The organism is Streptomyces sp. NPDC057950 (assembly GCF_042887295.1).
In the GTDB taxonomy this organism is placed as follows: Bacteria; Actinomycetota; Actinomycetes; order Streptomycetales; family Streptomycetaceae; genus Streptomyces; species Streptomyces kaempferi.
In genome coordinates, this window is the sequence record NZ_JBHVPP010000011.1 from 148,557 (window position 1) to 166,640 (window position 18,084).

General features: G+C 72.9%; 11 protein-coding genes. All 11 read left to right on the forward strand.

Going from position 1 to position 18,084, the window contains the following annotated elements; translation table 11 throughout:
• The first annotated feature begins 120 nt into the window (after positions 1-120).
• Positions 121-1,917 (forward strand): hypothetical protein, encoded by a 1,797-nt coding sequence (locus ACFVTC_RS19870; protein ID WP_390128670.1) that lies wholly within the window; start codon positions 121-123, stop codon positions 1,915-1,917.
• Entirely contained in the window at positions 1,914-2,495 is a 582-nt protein-coding gene (locus ACFVTC_RS19875) for a hypothetical protein (RefSeq protein ID WP_390128672.1), read from the forward strand. The genes ACFVTC_RS19870 and ACFVTC_RS19875 overlap by 4 nt, the downstream gene beginning before the upstream one ends.
• A gap of 150 nt (positions 2,496-2,645) precedes the next feature.
• The gene (locus tag ACFVTC_RS19880) at positions 2,646-5,294 is read left to right on the forward strand and encodes a hypothetical protein (protein WP_390128674.1); all 2,649 of its coding nucleotides are present in this window, start codon (positions 2,646-2,648) and stop codon (positions 5,292-5,294) included.
• A 1-nt stretch (position 5,295) separates the two neighbouring features.
• Positions 5,296-8,781 (forward strand): hypothetical protein, encoded by a 3,486-nt coding sequence (locus ACFVTC_RS19885; protein WP_390128675.1) that lies wholly within the window; start codon positions 5,296-5,298, stop codon positions 8,779-8,781.
• On the forward strand, positions 8,781-10,523 hold the full coding sequence (locus ACFVTC_RS19890; RefSeq protein ID WP_390128677.1) for a hypothetical protein: 1,743 nt from the start codon (positions 8,781-8,783) through the stop codon (positions 10,521-10,523). Before ACFVTC_RS19885 ends, ACFVTC_RS19890 begins: the two co-directional genes overlap by 1 nt.
• Positions 10,524-10,526: 3 nt before the next feature.
• Positions 10,527-11,990, forward strand: a complete 1,464-nt coding sequence (locus ACFVTC_RS19895) for a hypothetical protein (protein ID WP_390128679.1) — start codon at positions 10,527-10,529, stop codon at positions 11,988-11,990.
• A complete protein-coding gene (locus tag ACFVTC_RS19900; RefSeq protein ID WP_390128681.1) occupies positions 11,987-13,333 on the forward strand; it encodes a protein phosphatase 2C domain-containing protein in 1,347 nt (448 codons plus the stop codon). The genes ACFVTC_RS19895 and ACFVTC_RS19900 overlap by 4 nt, the downstream gene beginning before the upstream one ends.
• Before the next feature lie 92 nt (positions 13,334-13,425).
• Complete coding sequence (gene lpdA, locus ACFVTC_RS19905) at positions 13,426-14,826, forward strand: dihydrolipoyl dehydrogenase (RefSeq protein WP_390128683.1); 1,401 nt, start codon at positions 13,426-13,428, stop codon at positions 14,824-14,826.
• Positions 14,827-14,844: 18 nt separating this feature from the next.
• Complete coding sequence (locus ACFVTC_RS19910; RefSeq protein ID WP_390128685.1) at positions 14,845-15,579, forward strand: hypothetical protein; 735 nt, start codon at positions 14,845-14,847, stop codon at positions 15,577-15,579.
• Positions 15,580-15,729: 150 nt separating this feature from the next.
• Positions 15,730-15,921 (forward strand): hypothetical protein, encoded by a 192-nt coding sequence (locus ACFVTC_RS19915; protein ID WP_390128686.1) that lies wholly within the window; start codon positions 15,730-15,732, stop codon positions 15,919-15,921.
• A 626-nt stretch (positions 15,922-16,547) separates the two neighbouring features.
• Positions 16,548-18,083 carry a SpoIIE family protein phosphatase gene (locus ACFVTC_RS19920; RefSeq protein ID WP_390128687.1) on the forward strand — a complete coding sequence of 512 codons (1,536 nt, stop codon included), beginning with the start codon at positions 16,548-16,550 and terminating at the stop codon, positions 18,081-18,083.
• Position 18,084: the final 1 nt, after the last annotated feature.

Genomic DNA, 18,084 nt, shown 5'->3' on the forward strand with positions numbered 1-18,084 from the left:
GGGGGGTGGTGTGCTGTGAGGCTGTTCCGACTCGTTCCGCACCGGACGCGAGGACGCGCAACCGCGCAGTCTCCGAAGCCAGGTCCCACACATCGCGAACCCGCCTATCTGGCAGCTGAGTTGGCGGATCTGGCCGCACATCCGCGACTCGCCCGGCACAGTGCGGCGTTAGGCGACCTGGCGGACGCGGTCAGCAGTGGCAGAGGACTTGAGGTATGGGCGGGCGGCAGTCTCGTCACCGCCTACGGAGGGGCCGACGCACTCGGTGACGGCCCCTCCGACAAGGGTGACCGGGCCCGCCGGCTCGGTCTGCTGCCGACTGCGCTCGTCTTCGTCCCGCTGCTGATCACCTGGTTCGGACTGGGCGCGGCGGCCTGGGCCAACCAGCGCATGAACGATTCCGGCAGCCGGTCCGAGGGCTCCTTCCTGACGCTGTGGCAGCAAGGCTTCGACGGACATCTGTGGCCGTTCCTCCGTTTCGACATGATGGCGGTCTGGACGGTGCTGGCGCTCGCCGCGCTGGCCACCACCACCATGCTGCGCCACCGTTGGGAGGAGCGCGACGAGCGCGAACGTCTGGTGCTCTCCCAGCGACTGTCGGGGGCCCTCGCCCAGACGGAGGCACTGGCGGTGCGCGCCGCGGCCACCTCGCCACGCCGGTTCACCGAGGAACTGCAGGGCGCGGCGGCGGAGTTGCACGCGCTCCTCGGCCGGGCCGTCGACGTCCAGGAGGGAGCGCGCCGGGCGGTGGCACAGGCGGACGGGGCCACCGACCGCACCGTCACAGCCCTGGCCTCGCTCGACTCGGCGCTCGTCATCCTGCGCGCGGGAGCCTCCGAGGCCCGCGAGGCCACGCGGGGCGCGTCCACGGCCGCGGGCCAGGTCGCCCGAGGGGCGGACGTACTGGCGAACGGGGTGGCCGCGTCCGTGGCCGCGCTCCGCGACTCGGTCGGCGAGGCGGGGCGGATCGCCGCCGAACACATCGGCGCGGCCGGCGCATCCGTCGCCGACCGCTTCGACGCGGTCGCCTCGGCGGCCGAACTGCGCGGGTCCGCCGTGGCCGACCGTGCCACCGAGTCCATGGAGCGGATCCGGGACGAGGCCAGGGACACCCTGGAGAGGACACAGGCCTCCCTGACCGAGTCGACGCGGCTCCTCACCGCCACCGTGCAGGGACTGGACCGCACGCTCACCACCCTGCCCACCGCGCTGGAGGGTTCGGCCGCCGAAGGAGCCGACCGCATCGGCATGGCGTACGACATGGCCGTCACCGCCCTGGCCGCCTCGCTGCGTCAGGAGGTGCGCGAGGTGTCCGCCGAACTGGCGGACCGCATCGACCAGTTGCAGGCCGTCGCGAACAGCCAGCGGGCGGTGCAGCGTGACCTCGGCGGCGGCCAGGAGCAGATCCGGGACCTGCTCCGCACCGCCACCGCCGACCTCGAGCAGGCGCTGCGCCGTGTCACCGGCGGCCTCGACGAGGCGGGGCGCGCCGTCGCGAACGGCTCGGCCGAACTCAACGCGGCGGCGGGGCAGTTGCGTCGTGCGTCGGACGGCTCCCAGCCCTCCGCGGGCCCGGTCCCCCACCCATCCTCCTCGTCCGACCCGGCCCCCGGCCCCGAGTCCGTACCCGGCGCCCGTCCTGGATCCGCCCCCGGTTCCCTTCCCGACGCCCGTCCTGGCGCCGGAGCCCACTCGTTCCCCGGTCCCCCGAGCCCCTCCGACACCCGTCCCCGATCCGCCACCACCGTCACGGCCGACTCCTCCGGGGCCCATCGGACCGGACCCACACCCACACCCGCGTCTCCGCCCGCACCCGCATCCGCACCCGCCGACGGCCTGGAGAGTCCCTCGACACGGCGGCTGCGCAAGCCCGTGCGGCCCGATGCCGGGGGAGAGCGGCGGGAGGGAACGCGGTGAACCGGCGGTCGGGCCGCGCGACGGTGCCGTACCTCGCGGGATGGCTGTTCGCCGACGTGCTGCTGGTGATCGTGCTGGTGGTGCTGGGAGGCGAACGGACGCGGCACGACCGGGCGGCCGCACAGGACGCGTCACCCACCCCCGCACCGACGCCCACCGCGGGGCGGTCGCCCTCGCCGGGCCCGACCGCGACACCGACGCGGACACAGCGGGCCCGGCCGGGCGGGCTCGACCCCGTGACCCGGTCGATCACCGTGCAGACCGACGCGGACGCCCTGGTAGGGGGCTCGAAGTCCGCGAAGGCCGATCTGGAGCGCCAAATCGCCGACGGGATCGAACGGTTCAAGGGACGGACCGCGGCCTTCGTCATGGTCTTCGGGACGGTCCGCGGCGCGGGAGGAGTCGTCGACAGCGCACGCAGCGACGCGTACGCCACCGCGGTGGCCCGGTTGCTGCCGAGGACCGAACCCGCCTTCTTCCCGCCGTACTCGGAGAAGATCATCCGCGGCTACCACGACAGCAGCGGCGACATCGGCTCGGGAACCGCCCGGATCGAGCTCTTCTTCCTGCTGCGGTGACGCCCTCCTCCCCGCCCCGGTTCCCCGCCCCGGACCACCTGTCCGGGACGCCTGCCCGGACCAACCGCCCGACCGGCCCGCGCCGAGCCGCTCGTACGACGCGCGCGGGAACAGCGCACCCACTCACAGCCCAACGGAGCGTGGAACATCGTGACCGTCTTCAAGAAGAACCCGAGCCTCTCGGAGCTGCGCGAGTTCACCCGACAGGCCCTGACCATGCTCGGCGAGCAGAACATCCCCGACACACCCGAGGCCTACGAGTCCCGGGACCGGATCCAGTCGCTCGCCGCGGAGCTCGACGCACGGCTGAACGCACCGGTCACCATCGGGGTGGTCGGCGAGTACTCCGTCGGCAAGTCCCTGCTCCTCGGCACCCTGTTGGGCAAACCCGATCTGCTGCCGGTGGAGGCGGGACCCAGCACCGGCAACATCACGGTGCTGGAACTGTCGCGCGGCGAACCGGGCCGGCCGACGACCGCCGCCGAGAGCACGGACGTCGCCTTCCTCACCGAGAAGCAGCTCGCCGCGTGCGTGGGCGCCGTCCTCGACGACCTGGTCCGCGTGCTGGACGAACGGCACCCGCCGCTCGGCGCCGGAGCCACGCTGTCCGACTACAACCCGGTGACCGATCCGCGTGGTTGGGCCCCGTTCGAGGCGTGGTACCCCCGGCTGTGGCCCGCCCCGGGCGGCCCCGTCGCGTACGAGGCGATCGGCGCCGCGCACCGGGACGCCGTCACCGAGCTGTGCCGGATCCGCGACGCGGCCCTGAGCCAGCGCGACCTGCTCGGCACCTCCGTCTCCGTGTCGGGGAAGGCGGTCGGCGCGGCACTGGTCCTCGGAGCCGCCCAGCGCACCCCTGAGACCCCGCCCAAGCGGGCCGTGCAGCCCGTCGACACGGGTCAGCTCAAGAACTCCGACGACGCGGTCGCAGCGGAGGCGCTGCGCCGTACGTTCCCGCTGGTCGAGAAGGTGACGCTGCGGGTCGAGGTCTCGCCCGACCACTGGGACCTGGCCGGGCTGATCTCACAGGACACCGCGGTGCGGCTGCTGGACTTCCCGGGCATCAACGCCGCTGGTTCCTACGGCCGCGACACCTTCCTCAGCCGCCGCGAACTGGTGTCCGTACACACCATCCTGCTGGTCATCAGCGCCGTCCGACCCGAGTCCAAGGGCGCCTCGACGTTCTGGGACATGCTCACGGAGGACGGCCGGGAACCGCAGGCCCTGGCCAGCGCGGCCCTCGTCGCGGCGAACGCCTTCGACCTCGCCAAGCCGCCCGCACTGCGGGACGTACCCGACGGGCCCCTGCCGCTGCGGCAGTTGCTGTCGCACTCGGCCGAGGTCAACGGCGTGCACGTGTACGGGAACAAGTTCGTGCACCACCGCGAGGACGGCATCGTGGCCGTCTCCTCGATCGCCGCCATCCGCGCGCACCAACTCCCCTACACCGCGACCTCGCCGGAGACCCGGGAGCGCATCCACAAGGCACTGGCGGACCTCGACCCGCCGGGTGCCGAGCGGTGGGAGAAGATCGCCGACCGGCTGCGCCGCGCCGACGAGACCAACCCCTGGACGGACCGGCTGCGCGCCTACGACAACGACGGCGGAATCCAGCGGCTGCGCCTGCTGATCGACCACCACGTACGCCGTCACGGGCTGGATCAGAAGCTGGAGCGGGCGCGCGGCTCGCACCGCAGGCTCTGGCGCGAACTGAGTCTGCTCCAGCGGCAGGTGCACCGGGCCGCGGGCGGCGAGCAACCCGAGGAGTACCGCGAACTCGCCGAGAAACTGGCCGAGTTCCGCGAGCTGCTCGACCTGATGCTGCCGACGCTGTACCAGCTCAGTACCCCCGCGCCGCGCGCGAGCGGGACCGACGACGCCTCGTACGCGGCCGAGCTGGGCGGACGGCCGCCCCGGCGGGAGGAGATCGCGGACTCGGTGCGCGACGACGTCTTCGACTGGCGGGAGTGGCAGGAGCTGCTGGGCCGGGCCGAGCGGGACCGCAACCACCTCGTCCCCCGCAGCGAACCGCCCGCGCAGGGCGGCATCAACAACCTGACGCGGCCCGGCCGGACCGCCGGCGTCGCGGCGGAGGCGCCCGGCGGCGAGGAGTCGGCCGACGTCACGACGACCTTCCTGGACAAGTTCCGCACGCTCGTCGACCGGCGTACCGGTGAGGAGCACGACCAGTTGCGGGTCTGGTTCGACCAGTGGGCGGCTTACTGGCAGGACGAGTTCGGGGCGCTGCGCGAGTGGATGGCGGACCCGGCCACCGACATCCTGCTCAACGACCTGTTCACCCGGCTGCGCGGCAGCGCGCACCGGGCCGACAACCAGTTGAACCACCTGTGGACCGCTCTCAATCCGACGCACGCGCGCCGGCGGGTGGAGGAACTGGCGTCCGTGCCCGGACCGACGCCCGCGGACCAGGAGAACCGCTTCCCGATGCGGGCGCCGCACGCGCTGCCCTGGGACCACCGTATGCCCAGGCTGGAGGACCAGCGCTCCGAGGAACGCGAACGGCACCCGCTGCTGGTGGTGCAGTTGCGCCAGCACACCGCGGACGCCGCCGCCCGGCTCGTCACCGAACATCTCGGCCGCACCCTCGCCCTGATCGAGAAGGACCTGGTCGCCCTGTACTCGAAGACCGTGGAGTACCTGCCCCGGGAGAACGAGGTGCGGGCACCGCGCAAGCCGCTGGGGGCGGACCCGCACTCCGGCGGGGACGGCACCGGTGCCGCGCAGGCGCCGGTCGAGGAGCCCATCGACATCCTGATCCGAGCCTGGAGCGACGACTGACATGAGCACCGAGCTGACCATCTCCTTCCGCGCCCCGCACGCCGATCCCGCCTCGGGTGTCGTCCCGCTGGGCCGCAGGCAGTTCCGCCTCTACACGGGCCCGGAGGGCATAGCACTGCCCGAGGTCGTCCTGGAGCAGGAGGGCACCGGCGGCAGCCGCATGGTGACCGTGCACCTGCCCGCCCGTATCGAGGTCATCACACCCAGCGGCGGCCTCGTACCGGCGCAGCTGGCACAGGCACTGGCCGACTGCTGGGTGCCGCAGCAGTACACGTCGATCACCGTGGAGGGGCCGCGCACCCTGTCCCAGGACACCGTGCTGCCGACGGCCCTGGTGCACCCCGCGTCCGCTCCCGCGGCCGCCGCGGGCGACGAGCCGCTGCGGCTGGACGTCCACTGGAGCGTCGACTACGCGTCGGTCGAGCACGCGGGAACGGCGCACGGCCGCGTCATGCTGGAATTCGCCCCGCGGGGTGAGGAGCCCGTGGCACCGCCGCGCCCGGAGGACGACGACGAGTTCCTGACCCTGCGCGACATCACGGGCAGCACGCACGAACACGAGTTCATCGTCGTCGACTTCGGGACGACGGCCTCCACCGCCACCCTGCACGATCCGACACGGATCAGGGCCCAGCTGGTCGATCCGGCGCAGGCCCGTTCCCTGACCGACCTGCTGACGGACCTGCTCGCGCCGCCCGCCGACGCGCCGGCGGAATGGCGCAAGGAGGTGGACGCACTGCTCACCGGGCCGGTCGCGCTGCCGCGCAGAAACGCGGAGGTGACGGGCACCGAGGCGCTGGCCCGGCTGGGCGACTCCGATGTCGCCGACGCGTTGATGCTGCGCGTCGAGGCCCTCCGCGAGCAGGCGGGACCGGAGCTGCGGCGCTGGCTCAACCGCCGGTTGCACACCGGGTACGCGGAGGTCATCGGCGCTCCGCCGCTCGACCGGCACGCGCTCAGGGCCGTCGAGTACCCGGACGACTCGGGCCGGCTCACCTCCGCCCCGGCCAGCGCGCTGCGCGAGGTCGAGTACGCCGACGGCACCGTGCCCGAGCAGCCGCGCGACCGCGGCTTCGCGCTGTGCGGCAACGGGCCCGAGGGGCTGCCGGGCGTCAAAGGGCTGACGGGCATCAAGAGGGCGGCGCTGCAGCTCACTCCGGAGCCGGTGGCGGACTCCGACATGTCCGCGGACCATCTGGCCCAGCACATGTACCTGTTGTTGGTCGACGGCGCCGAACAGACCACGTACAACCCGGCGCTGAACACGATCAGCCGGATGGCGACGGTCGTCGTCACGTATCCGACGACGATCCTGCCGGAGGTCAAGGAGAAGCTGGAGAGGCTGGTCCGTACGGCGCTCGGCGGTCCGCGCGTCGTCATGGACTTCGACGAGGGTCTCGCGGCCGGGCTGTACTTCCTGATGGGCGACCTGACCGACAATCTCAACGCGGGCCTGGAGTCGCTGCGCGCACGCTGCCGACGCGTCGGGGACAAGCCGCCGACGTGGCAGCGGATCATGCTGGTGATCGACATCGGGGGCGGCACCACCGACATCGCGCTGCTGCGGCTGACCCTGGTCGACCAGACACCGGCGCTCGGCGACGACCAGGAGTTCGTGGCCGGCCGGGACTACCGGCTCGAACCCGAACTGCTGGGGTCCACGGGCCACGAACGGCTCGGCGGCGACCTGCTGACGCTCCAGGTCTTCTACTGGATCAAGGCACGGCTGGTGGACGAACTGAGCGTCCGGACGGGGTCGTTCGGCGAGCGACCGGAGGACGGCGAGGAGGCCGTGCAGGACCTACCGGGCCGGCGCGGGGGCGTGCCGCGGCGCGCGTACGCCGACGCGGTGGCCGAGCGCGCGGCCGACGAACTGGACACGATCGTCTCGCCCGAGGTCCGCGCGGTCCTGTCGGAGGCGCTGCCCACGGACTGGGCCGGGATCAGCGACCCGGCCGAGCGGGACGAGCGCAGGACCCGGTTCGAGCTGCTGTGGAGGCTCGCCGAACTCAAGAAGCGCGAGCTCAGCGCCCGGGGCGCGGGAAGCGCGGTGCTGGAGCCGGAGCGGGTGGCCGACGTCCTGAACGCGGGACCGAACCACCGGCTGGGCGCGGTGCAGGGTCAGATCACCCTGGACGCGGGGCAGTTCGCCAAGCTGGTGCAGCCCGTGCTGCGGCGGGCCGCCGCGCTCGGCGCCGACCTGGTGCGCGGCTCGTTCCGCCGGGCCCACGAGGAGAACGAGGAGCGGCGCGCGAAGGGCCTGCCGGAGCTTCCCGAGCCACTGCTCGACCAGGTGGTGCTGTCAGGACGCACGAGCCGCATGGCCCAGTTGGAGGGAGAGGTCCGGGCGGTGCTGCGGCAGAAGGGCGCGGACGGCGGCGACGGTCTCGGCTGGCACAAGAACACCGAGTTGTCGGCCGAGGTGAAGTACGCCAAGCAGGTCACCTCGCTCGGCGCGGCCTGGGCCCACTCGGTGCGCAACGTCGCGGGACAGGTCGGGCACGGCGACGGCGCGGGCGGACGGGCCGGGGCCACCATCCGGCTGAGCGATCTGGACATCAGGCTCCAGGGCCTGTTCTCCAGTCTGCCGTGCGACTTCGGCCCGCGCGGGCACATGGACCGGGTCACCCCACTGCTGCGGGCGGGCGACCCCTATGTCGAACTCGACACCTCCGGGCGGCTCGGGGTCCGCACCGGCTGGAACACGCTCAGCCGCACGCTGTCGATCCACCGCTACCTCGGATCGGGCGACTCCCTGCAGTGGGGTGCCTTCGATCTCGCCCTGGCGGCGAGCGCGGAGGGGTTCGAACCCACGCCGTCTGTGTGGCGGCCGCCCAGCGGCAGCCGGCGCGGGGTGCGGTACCAGATCGAGATGGACAACCGGCTCGTGCCGTACATCCTGCTGTGCAACGGCCCCGCCCACCTGCTCGTCGACGGTCCCGCGGTCCCGCTGGACGGCGCCGCGCCCGGACTCGCCTTCGACGCCGAACTGCCGAACTGCTCCGTACCCGGGCGCATCTGCGTCAACGCGGGCACGGACGACAACGGCGTACGACGCCTGGTGGAGGTGTTCCCGCCCTCGTCACCCGACCTGGCGGCCGGCGCGGTCGTGTCCGCCGGCGGCTACCTGCCGGAGTCCTTCCATCCCACACTCGACCTGCACGACCTGCCGGTGCCGGGGCGCGTCGCCCCGATCTCGGCGCCGCCCACCGACGTGAACAACACGTTCACCTACGAGTTCTTCCTGGACCGCGGCGACGGTGCGCCTGTCTTCCTCGGCTATCTCCCCGCGGTGCAGGACGGCCGGCACCACGCCACGCTCGACGCCCACGGCCAACTGCGCGTGCACCGGGGCCTGGTGCCCTATCTGCCCGCCGAGAAGCTGCGCCAGGTGGAGGAGGTTCCCGGCCGGGTGCTGCGGCTGCGCATGGACCCGCCCACCAACAAGCTGAACCACCACTGGGATCCCAACAGCGGGAGGCACTGATGACCGACGCCCACGACCACGGGCCGAGGCACGCGCACGCGCTCCGGCTCGGTGCCTTCGCCGAGGCCGCCACCGCCGTACTGGAATCGCCCTCCCAGTGTGGCGAGGCGATGTTCGAAGCGCTGCACGAGTGCTGGCTGGCTCTCCAGAACGTCGCCGGCCACCTGCCTCCGTACCGGGACGATCCGCGTGAGGTCGTCGAACGCCTCGATGAGGCGCGTACGCAACTGGGGCGGGCGTTGCGCGAGGCGTCGGCGCTCGCGGCGGTCCCGCACGGCGAACGTCCGGCGCGTGGCGCCACCCCCGAATCGGGCGGAGCCGAGGACGGGCACGGGAGCGGGGACGAAAGCCGGGAAGGGGACGGGCACGCAGCCGAAGGCCGGGACGCGGACGAACAAGTCGGACGGGGCGACCAGGTCGCCTCCGAGGAGGGGGGCGAAGCGGCTGTCGGGGTGGAGTCGGTCCGCAGGGAACGGATGGCCGACCCGACGTCCCACGCTGCCGTGAGGCCCGAGGGACCGACGGAATCAGCGGCTCCGGAGACAACGGAGACAACGGACGAGCTGGATCAGCACGACCAGGGGGACCAGCCGGATCCGTCGGACCACCCGCAGTCGTCGGTTCCGGTGAAGCAGCGGGGCTCGCGGGAACTCACCGTCACCAAGGGAGAGTTGACTGAGCACCGAACGGCGGCGGGGTCACCGCCGTACGGCTCCTCTTCCGGGTCTCCGGTGTCGCCGACGGACCCGACGCCGGACCCCCTGGCGGACTTCGCGGTCGCCCTCGAGCAGTTGGAGTCGGATCTCCGGAGTGAACAGGTCCGCTATCTCCCGCAGCCGGCGCCTCCGCGCCGGGACAACCGTGGCGGGGACGCCGCCGAGCTCGTCGGGCGGATCTGGCGGCGCGTCCACATGGCGCTGCTGAGGCTGCCCGGCGACGTGGCCACGGAGTGGCGTACGACGGCCGCGGCCGAGGCCGCCCTCGCGGGCCTCCCGGTGCCGGACGGTGAGGTCGCCGACGCCGACGTGATCGTCCTCGGTCTGCCGGACGGCCTGTGTCCAGCGGAGCGGCTGCCGCTGGACTTCGCCGACCTGCCCGCCGCCGCCAGGGAGGTGGACCCCAAGTTCCACCGGTACCTCGGCCTTCCGGCGGCCGGGATCGGGAGCCTGCCACCCGGTGATCCGCGTCCCGCCTGGGCGGTGCGCGCCGCGCAGGCCGAGCGACTGGCCGCGCTCGACCCCGAACTGCACGTCGCGCTCCTCCACGACCACCAGCCGGGCAGCCTCGCCGAGCAGGAGCACCGGGACAAGTACGAACGCCGGCTGGCCTCGCTGCTGCGCACCGCGGGGCAGGGCCTGGACGAGAAGATGGCGTGGACGCGGGAGAACCGGCTGGGCGCCGCGCACCACCTGGACATGGTTCTGGGCGGCCTGGTGCACAAACGTCCGGCCGCTCCCGAGAGTTGGTGGTACCAGTGGCGCACGAGGGTCTCCCGGATCCTGATCCCGCTCGCCGAGGACGCCAACTACGAGGTGATCTTCCGGCCGTTGGAGGATCTGCGCCGGGACTTCGCCGCCGAGTACACGATCGAGGAGACCGTGAAGGGCGTCGCCGGCTCCAGCGAACCCGAGGTGCAGTGGGTGGTGTGGACGGCGTTGCGGCGCAAGAAGGGCTCCGCCTACGGGCCCAACAAGCACAAGGGCCGCGTCGTCGTGCGGCCCGCCGAGCCCACCCGGCGGTGAGTGATGGCCTACCAGCGTGAGGCGCCGCGGGCGTCCACCGCGCGGCCCCCGGACCCGGGGTCGTACATCGGCTCCCATGACAGCGTGTCGCCGGCCCGCTTGCTCGGCGCCTGCGCCGCCGGGCGCGCGAACGGCCTCTCCCCGCAGCTGGTGGCGGACCTCGCTGCGTCGTACGCTCCGGCGGGGGGCCCGGCGCGGCAGGACGTCCGGGTGCTCCGCGTGGTCGTGCTGCGCACCGGTGCCGCCGCCGCGGGTCTCGTCCCCCTGCTCACCGGGATCCGGCTGCCGGAACCACCCGCCGCCTTCGACCTCGTACCTCTGCTGTACGACCACCGGCCCTCGGTGGAACCGGAGTTGCGGATCACTGAGGGGCATCGACGGGCCCTCGACCGGCTGGCCCGTCGGCTCCTGCGGGACATCGCCACAACGGGCCCGGCCCGCGCCGCCTGGAGGGACCGGTACGGGACGGTCACCTGGCTGCGGATCCGCGCGGAACAAGGGCGGGACCGCTTCTTCGCGACACGCTGGACGGGCGAGGACAGCGTCGCACGGGCCTGGCGCCGCATACAGGATGTGACGGGGGCCGGCACGGAGCCGGCCACCGGTGCCGCCGCCCGCGCGCTTGCCGCACCGGACCCGCCGGACGGGCCTGATCTGCCGGCGACCCTCTCGACCGCCTTCGCGGGCGGCCCCCTGCCGTGGCCACCGGCGGGCGACGGGGTACGCCTGACGGTCACGGACGTCCCCGTCCCGGCGGAGGGTCCCCTCGCACCGTACGCCCGTGAGGTCCTGGACTCCGCGCATCTGGTGCTGGCGGCCGCACCGCATGAGCAACTCACGGGCCGGGAACCGCTGTCCGACGGATTCCGGGCGTTGCTCGCCGGGTCCGTGGGCGGTCCCTGCCGAGCGCCGGTGACCCTGGTGTCCTGCGTCCCCGAACACGACGGAGCCGACTTCCTCCCGGGTCTGGCCGGCTGGCTGCGCGGCGCCCTGCCGCACACCGTCGGACCGTGCGCCCGCGGCCTGCCCGTCCACGCGGTGTGCGCGTCTCGCGCCGAGGACGCCCTGCGGGTACTGCTGCGTCCGACGGACCGGGCGGCGCCGGTACGGGCGCGGGCCCTGGCGGTGTGGGCGGCGAGCGGGCTGCCCGACCTGTGCGCGTCGGCCCTGGCGCCCGCGCTGCGGGACGCGCGCACGTCCACGGCGCGGCTCAGCGCCCGTCGCCTGCGGGCGGCACTGCACGACATCCGGCTCGACGCGTACGACGTTCCGTCCGGCACGGGGAGCGCACCGGCGCCGGCCGCGGACGTGCTCGCCTCGGACGTACCCGCCCGGCAACTCTGGGACGATCTGGACCGTTTCGCCGCGGTGCCGCTGGCACGACGGGCCGTACGACGGCTGTTCCCGAACGCCGGACCGGACGACGACCCACACGACGCATGTTCACGGGGAGACAGCGGACCATGACCTCCACCACCTGGCTGATCATCCTTCTCGGCCTGTCGCTGGCGGGGAACGCCGCGCTCGCCCTCCGGCTCGCCCGGACGGACCGCGCCGTACCGCCGCCGGCGTCCGTACCGACCGCGTTGGCCCAGTCATCGGGGAGGGGTCCCGAACTCGGGCCTTCGGAGGCTCGGTTGGAGAGCGTACGACGGGAGGTGACCGCGGCGCACGAGCTGCTGCGCGGGCGGGACCTCGAACTGTCGCGGGTGCGCGCTCTCCTGAAGGAGACTCAGGAGAAGTCCGCGACGGCCGCGATGCAGCCCGCCGGTCTGCAGCAGGAACTGCACGTGGCACGGCAGCGGTTGCGGACTCTGGAGGGTGAGGTGCGCGGTCTGGCGCGGGAACGGGACGACGCGCGTTCCGACGCGGACGGTCTGAAGCGGCGCCTCGCCGAGGCGGAGGCCGAGGGCGGGACGCCGCTCGGTCCGAACGCGCTGTCCCCGGCGATCCCCCGGCGGCTGCCGCTGGGCCGGGACGCGACGTCGGACAGCAGTGTCGACGGTGCGGACCTCGGACCGCTCGTCGTCCGCGCCGCGTCGGTGCGCGGCGACCGGGCCCGACGCGAGGGAGAGCACCGGCGCGAGGCGTTCCTGCTGCGGTTCGTCGAGGAGATGCGGACTCCGACGCTGCTCAGCGCGGTGGCGGCGGGGGTGCCGCACGGGCGCTGGTCGCAGTCCGCGGCCGACCGCGCGTGCCGCAACCTCGCCGCACAGGTGGCCCGTTACGGGGACGCACTGGGCCATCAGCTCTACCGGCCGGCCGGCTCGGACGGCGACCTGACCGCGCTGCTGCGGACGGCCCTGCAGGGGGTGGCGCACTCCATGCGGCTGGTGACGCGCGGGGAGGGGCCGGGCGGCGAGCCGGACGACGCCGCGATCGGGGTGGCGCTGACCGGGCTGCTTTCGCGTCTGGGCGACAGCAGGCAGCGCGAGCACGTCGCCTTCGGGATCGGTGACGGCGCGCTGATGATGTTGCGCGACGGAGTCTGGACCAGTGCGTTCACGCCCGGCGGGACGGCGGCCGAGCGGGGGCTGCGGATGCCCGCCGCCGCCCAACGGGTGCGCTGTGCCCGTCTGACCACCCGTCCGGGTGATCTGCTGGCGCTGTGCAGTTCCTCCCTGGCGGACCTGTTGGTCCGCCCCGAGGCGGGGGACTGGTTCGCCGGCCGCTGGGCGGGGCGCCGGCCCCGTCTCACCTCGTTCCTCTCCGAGGTGGACGTGCCGGTGCGGTCTCCCGGGGGCGACCGCACCGTCGTCTGCCTCTGGGACTTCGGTGACGCCCGGGAGACCCCGCCCGCGGAATCCTGACCCGCCCGGTCCCGCCGGTCCGGTCACGCTTTCCGACACCACCCCCGACCGACAAGATCGCCGTTCGGGGCCGGAGTACTAGGCTGGCGGCCATGAGCGCACACTTTGACGTAGTGGTCCTGGGCGCCGGCCCGGGTGGATATGTCGCGGCGATCAGGGCCGCCCAGCTCGGGCTCAGCACGGCGATCGTCGAGGAGAAGTACTGGGGCGGAGTGTGCCTCAACGTGGGGTGCATCCCGTCGAAGGCGCTGTTGCGCAACGCGGAGCTGGCCCACATCTTCACCCAGGAGGCCAAGACCTTCGGCATCCGGGTGAACGGGGAAGTGACCTTCGACTACGGCGCGGCCTTCACCCGCAGCCGCAAGGTCGCGGACGGGCGCGTCAAGGGCGTCCACTACCTGATGAAGAAGAACAAGATCACGCAGTACACCGGTCGCGGCACCTTCGACGACGACCACACCCTGCGGGTCGAACTTACCGACGGCGGCACGGAAACCATCGCCTTCGACCACTGCATCGTCGCCGCCGGCGCCACCACGAAGCTGCTGCCGAACACCTCGCTCAGCGAGCGCGTGGTGACGTACGAGGAGCAGATCCTCTCCGACACGCTTCCGCGGAGCATCATCATCGCGGGCGCGGGCGCCATCGGCGTCGAGTTCGCGTACGTCCTGCACAACTACGGCGTCGAGGTCACCCTCGTCGAGTTCCTCGACCGTATCGTCCCGCTGGAGGACGAGGAGGTCTCCGCGGAGCTGACCCGCCGTTACAAGCGGCTCGGCATCAACGTGCTGACCTCCACCCGTGTCGAGGCGATCAACGACTCGGGCGACGCGGTCAAGGTGATGGTGACCACGGGCGGCCAGCGGCAGACGCTCCACGCCGACAAGGTGCTCCAGGCGATCGGCTTCCAGCCGCGCGTGCAGGGCTACGGTCTGGAGAACACCGGTGTCCGGCTCACCGACCGCGGGGCGATCGACATCGACGGGCGGTGCCGCACGAGCGTCCCGCACATCTACGCCATCGGTGACGTGACGTCGAAGCTGATGCTCGCGCACGCGGCCGAGGCGATGGGCATCGTGGCGGCCGAGACCATCGCCGACGCGGAGACCATGGAACTCGACTACGTCATGATCCCGCGGGCGACCTACTGTCAGCCGCAGATCGCCAGCTTCGGCTGGACCGAGGCCCAGGCCCGCGAGAGGGGCTTCGACGTGCGGGTGGCGAAGTTCCCGTTCACCGCCAACGGCAAGTCGCACGGTCTGGGCGACACCGCCGGCTTCGTGAAGATCCTCAGCGACGCCCGGCACGGCGAACTCCTCGGTGCCCATCTGATCGGGCCCGAGGTCACCGAGCTGCTGCCGGAACTGACGCTCGCTCAGCAGTGGGACCTGACCGTCCACGAGGTCGCCCGCAACGTGCACGGCCACCCGACGCTCGGCGAGGCGGTCAAGGAGGCGATCCACGGACTGGCGGGTCACTTGATCAACATGTGACCCGGGACAATGCTCGCCATGACCGACGGGACGAACGACGCCGAGAGCCGCCTGGCCAGGATCGAGCGGCTCCTGGAGAGCCGGGAGCGCGAGGTGGCGCCGGCCTGGCGGCGCGTGACACGTGGTGAGCCCCGCTGGGCGGTGACCGCCGTGATCCTGGTGGCGGTCACCCTCCAGCTGACGGTGCCGCACGATCTCACCCTCCAGCCCTACTGGGTGCTGCCCGCCCTGGAGTTGGCGCTGCTGGCCGGTCTGATCGTGGCGAACCCCCGGCGGGTGGAGCCCCGGAGCCGGTGGCTGCGCTGGCTGGGCCTGGCTCTGATCTCCGTGATCAGTCTGGCCAACGGCTGGGCGGCGGTCAGGCTGGTGGCGGGCCTGGTGACCGGCACCGAGGGAGAGGACGCCGGGCCGCTGCTGCTGACCGGCGGCGGGATCTGGCTGACGAACGTCATCGTGTTCGCCCTGTGGTACTGGGAGTGGGACCGCGGCGGGCCGATGGCGCGGGCCCGGGGCCATCACCAGTTCGCCGACTTCCTCTTCGTGCAGATGCAGAACCCGGAGACCGCGCCGCCCGACTGGGAACCGGCGTTCCTGGACTACCTGTACCTGTCGTTCACCAACTCCACGGCCTTCAGCCCGACCGACGTGATGCCGCTCTCGCGCTGGGCCAAGATGCTGATGATGCTGCAGTCCTCCATCTCGTTGGTGACCGTGGTCCTGGTGGTCGCGCGGGCGGTCAACATCTTTCGCTGACAGTGCCGTTGGGCACCCGCTCCAGCACCGACACTGAATAGGCATCGGCACCGGCACCGGCACCGGCTCTCTCCAACCGGAGCACCAGGTCGTCGTGGTGGGCCGACAGTCGGTGACAGGCCACCTCCAGCGCTGTACACCCGTCAGGGCGTGAGGCAGCAGACCGTGCCGCAGGGTGACCGCGACCGCGTGTTCGCGGGTGTGGCGGCGGGTGTTGTCCACGCGCAGCGCCGCACGCGCCACCAGCTCCCGGGCGAGCAGCACGTCGTCCTGGTGGAACGGGACGGGGTTCCGCGACCGTACGAGACAGGGCGGAGTTCGTCCCGCCGCCGCACAGCCTGAGCCTTCTCGTCAGTGGCGAACCGGTCTTCGTCCGGTCCTCGACTCGGACGGCCACCAGCGGGGCGGCGAAGGACCCGCCCAGGCCGCACGCTCACCTCGGCGCATTCCTGCCCGGCCGCCCGCCGCGTGCGGTCCCGAGTAGGCGACGCGGGTTCCGGAGGGAGCGGCCAAGAACCGGAGGCGGCGGCCCGGACACCGGGAGAAGGACACGGGCCCCGGGCGGCGGTCCGGATCCCCGAGGGCTGTACGGATTCGGTGCACTGCCGGTGCCCCCGCGCGTCCGACGGGCCGGACCCGGAAGGGGACGCGCCCGCTTCCCGTGGCCGGCGGGGCCGCGGCCCACGGCGATTCCTCCCGTCTCATGCGGTTCGCCCCCCTCTCGAGGATCTCCACGTCGTAGGATTGCCCCAAAGATCCTGGCATGCCCTTGCCGGAGTCATGATCGGGTCGAGCTGTCGAGCCGCATCAGGGCGGTTGTCTTGACCAAGCCCGCCGGGAGTTCTCGTGCACAGGCCGCTTGAGTGGATCCGCCAGGACCTCCGTCCGGGCCCCGACTCCGCCTCCGTACGCCCGGCCGGTTCTCCCCGGCCGCTCCCGCCGACGGCCGGCCCCCGCCGGAGCGTGCGGTGAGGTGGCCGGGGAGCCGCGGCACCGAACGACGCCGTACGGAGCGGCTGAGTGCCACAGGTCTGCAGGGACCGGCGACACCCCTGTGGCTGCGCTGGCTGCCCGCCCTCTACGTCGCCTTCCTCCTGCTGCTCGAACCCGTCACCCCGGTGCAGTGGCCGGTCAGCTTCCTGCTCATCGCGCTCCCCCTCGTCGCCGCCTACGCGCACGGCCCCGCCGTCGTCGCCGCCGTCACCGTGTTCGCCGTGGTGTTCGAAGGTGTCCTGGCCGGAACCCCGTGCTGCGCGGGCCGCTCGGTGGGCTATCTGTGGGAGCGCCACTACGTGGCCTCGTACATCTCCACCGCCCTGGTCGGTGTTCTCGGCACGATTCTGGCCGCCCACCGCATCCACCGGGAACGGACCCTGGCCACCGTGCGCTCCGTGGCCGAGACCGCTCAGCGCGTGCTGCTGCGCCCGGTGCCCCGCCGCCTCGGCCAGATCTGTGTGGAGACCCTGTACCTGTCCGCCGCCGCGGAGGCACGCATCGGGGGCGATCTGTACGAGGCGGTGCCCACCACGTACGGGGTGCGTCTGCTCATCGGCGACGTCCGCGGCAAGGGCCTGGTCGCGGTGGAGACTGCGGCGGCGATGCTCGGCGCCTTCCGCGAGGCCGCCCACGACGAACCCGACCTCGCCGGGGTGGCCCGCCGGGTCGAGAGGAGCATGAAGCGCAGAGCGGCGCTGCTGCCGGGCAGTGAAGGCGCGGAACGCTTCGTCACCGCGGTGTTCGCCGAGATCCCCGACGACGAACCCGTCGTCCGCATCGTGAACTGCGGCCACCCGCCGCCGCTGCTCATCGCCCGGGACAGCGTCACCGAGCTGGACTCGGACGACCCCTCCCTCCCTCTCAACCTCGGTGTCCTCGTCGGGGACGAGTACCGCGTGGACGTGGTGCCCTTCCACCCCGGCAACCAGCTGCTGCTGTACACCGACGGAGTCACCGAGGCACGCAACCGCGCCGGCGACTTCTACCCGCTCGCCGAACGTGTTCGGTCCTGGTGCCGCTTCCCGCCCCGCGAACTCCTCGACAGCCTCCACCAGGACCTGCTGGCGCACAGCGGCGGGAACCTCGACGACGACACCGCCGCCCTGGCCGCGTACCGCATCCCGGAGGCAGCCCCGCGCCGGGACGGCGGGCGCCTGGACCGGGCCGAGGCGTGTCGGAGCGAAGAGCCGGGAGACGGTGCGGCCCGGACCGAACCGCACCGGACCGGTCCACCCCGGACCGGGACAGGCCGAACCGATCCGCCCCACGCCCGTCCACCCGCGAGCGATCCGCCCCAGAGCGGTCCATCCGGGAGCGATGCACCCGCGAGCGATCCGGCCGGGAGCGGTCCGCCCCACGCCCGTCCACCCGCGAGCAATCCGCCCCAGAGCGGTCCACCCGGGAGCGATCCGGCCGCGAGCGATCCGGCCGGGAGCGGTCCGGCCGGGAGCGGTCCATCCGGGAGCGGTCCGGCCGGGAGCGGTCCGGCGGAGCCCTCCGGGCAGTAGT

Coding starts and splice junctions, on each gene's coding strand:
- ACFVTC_RS19900 (WP_390128681.1), top strand. CDS start 11,987: ATGACCTCCACCACCTGGCTGATCATCCTTCTCGGCCTGTCGCTGGCG.
- ACFVTC_RS19895 (WP_390128679.1), top strand. CDS start 10,527: ATGGCCTACCAGCGTGAGGCGCCGCGGGCGTCCACCGCGCGGCCCCCG.
- ACFVTC_RS19885 (WP_390128675.1), top strand. CDS start 5,296: ATGAGCACCGAGCTGACCATCTCCTTCCGCGCCCCGCACGCCGATCCC.
- lpdA (WP_390128683.1), top strand. CDS start 13,426: ATGAGCGCACACTTTGACGTAGTGGTCCTGGGCGCCGGCCCGGGTGGA.
- ACFVTC_RS19890 (WP_390128677.1), top strand. CDS start 8,781: ATGACCGACGCCCACGACCACGGGCCGAGGCACGCGCACGCGCTCCGG.
- ACFVTC_RS19910 (WP_390128685.1), top strand. CDS start 14,845: ATGACCGACGGGACGAACGACGCCGAGAGCCGCCTGGCCAGGATCGAG.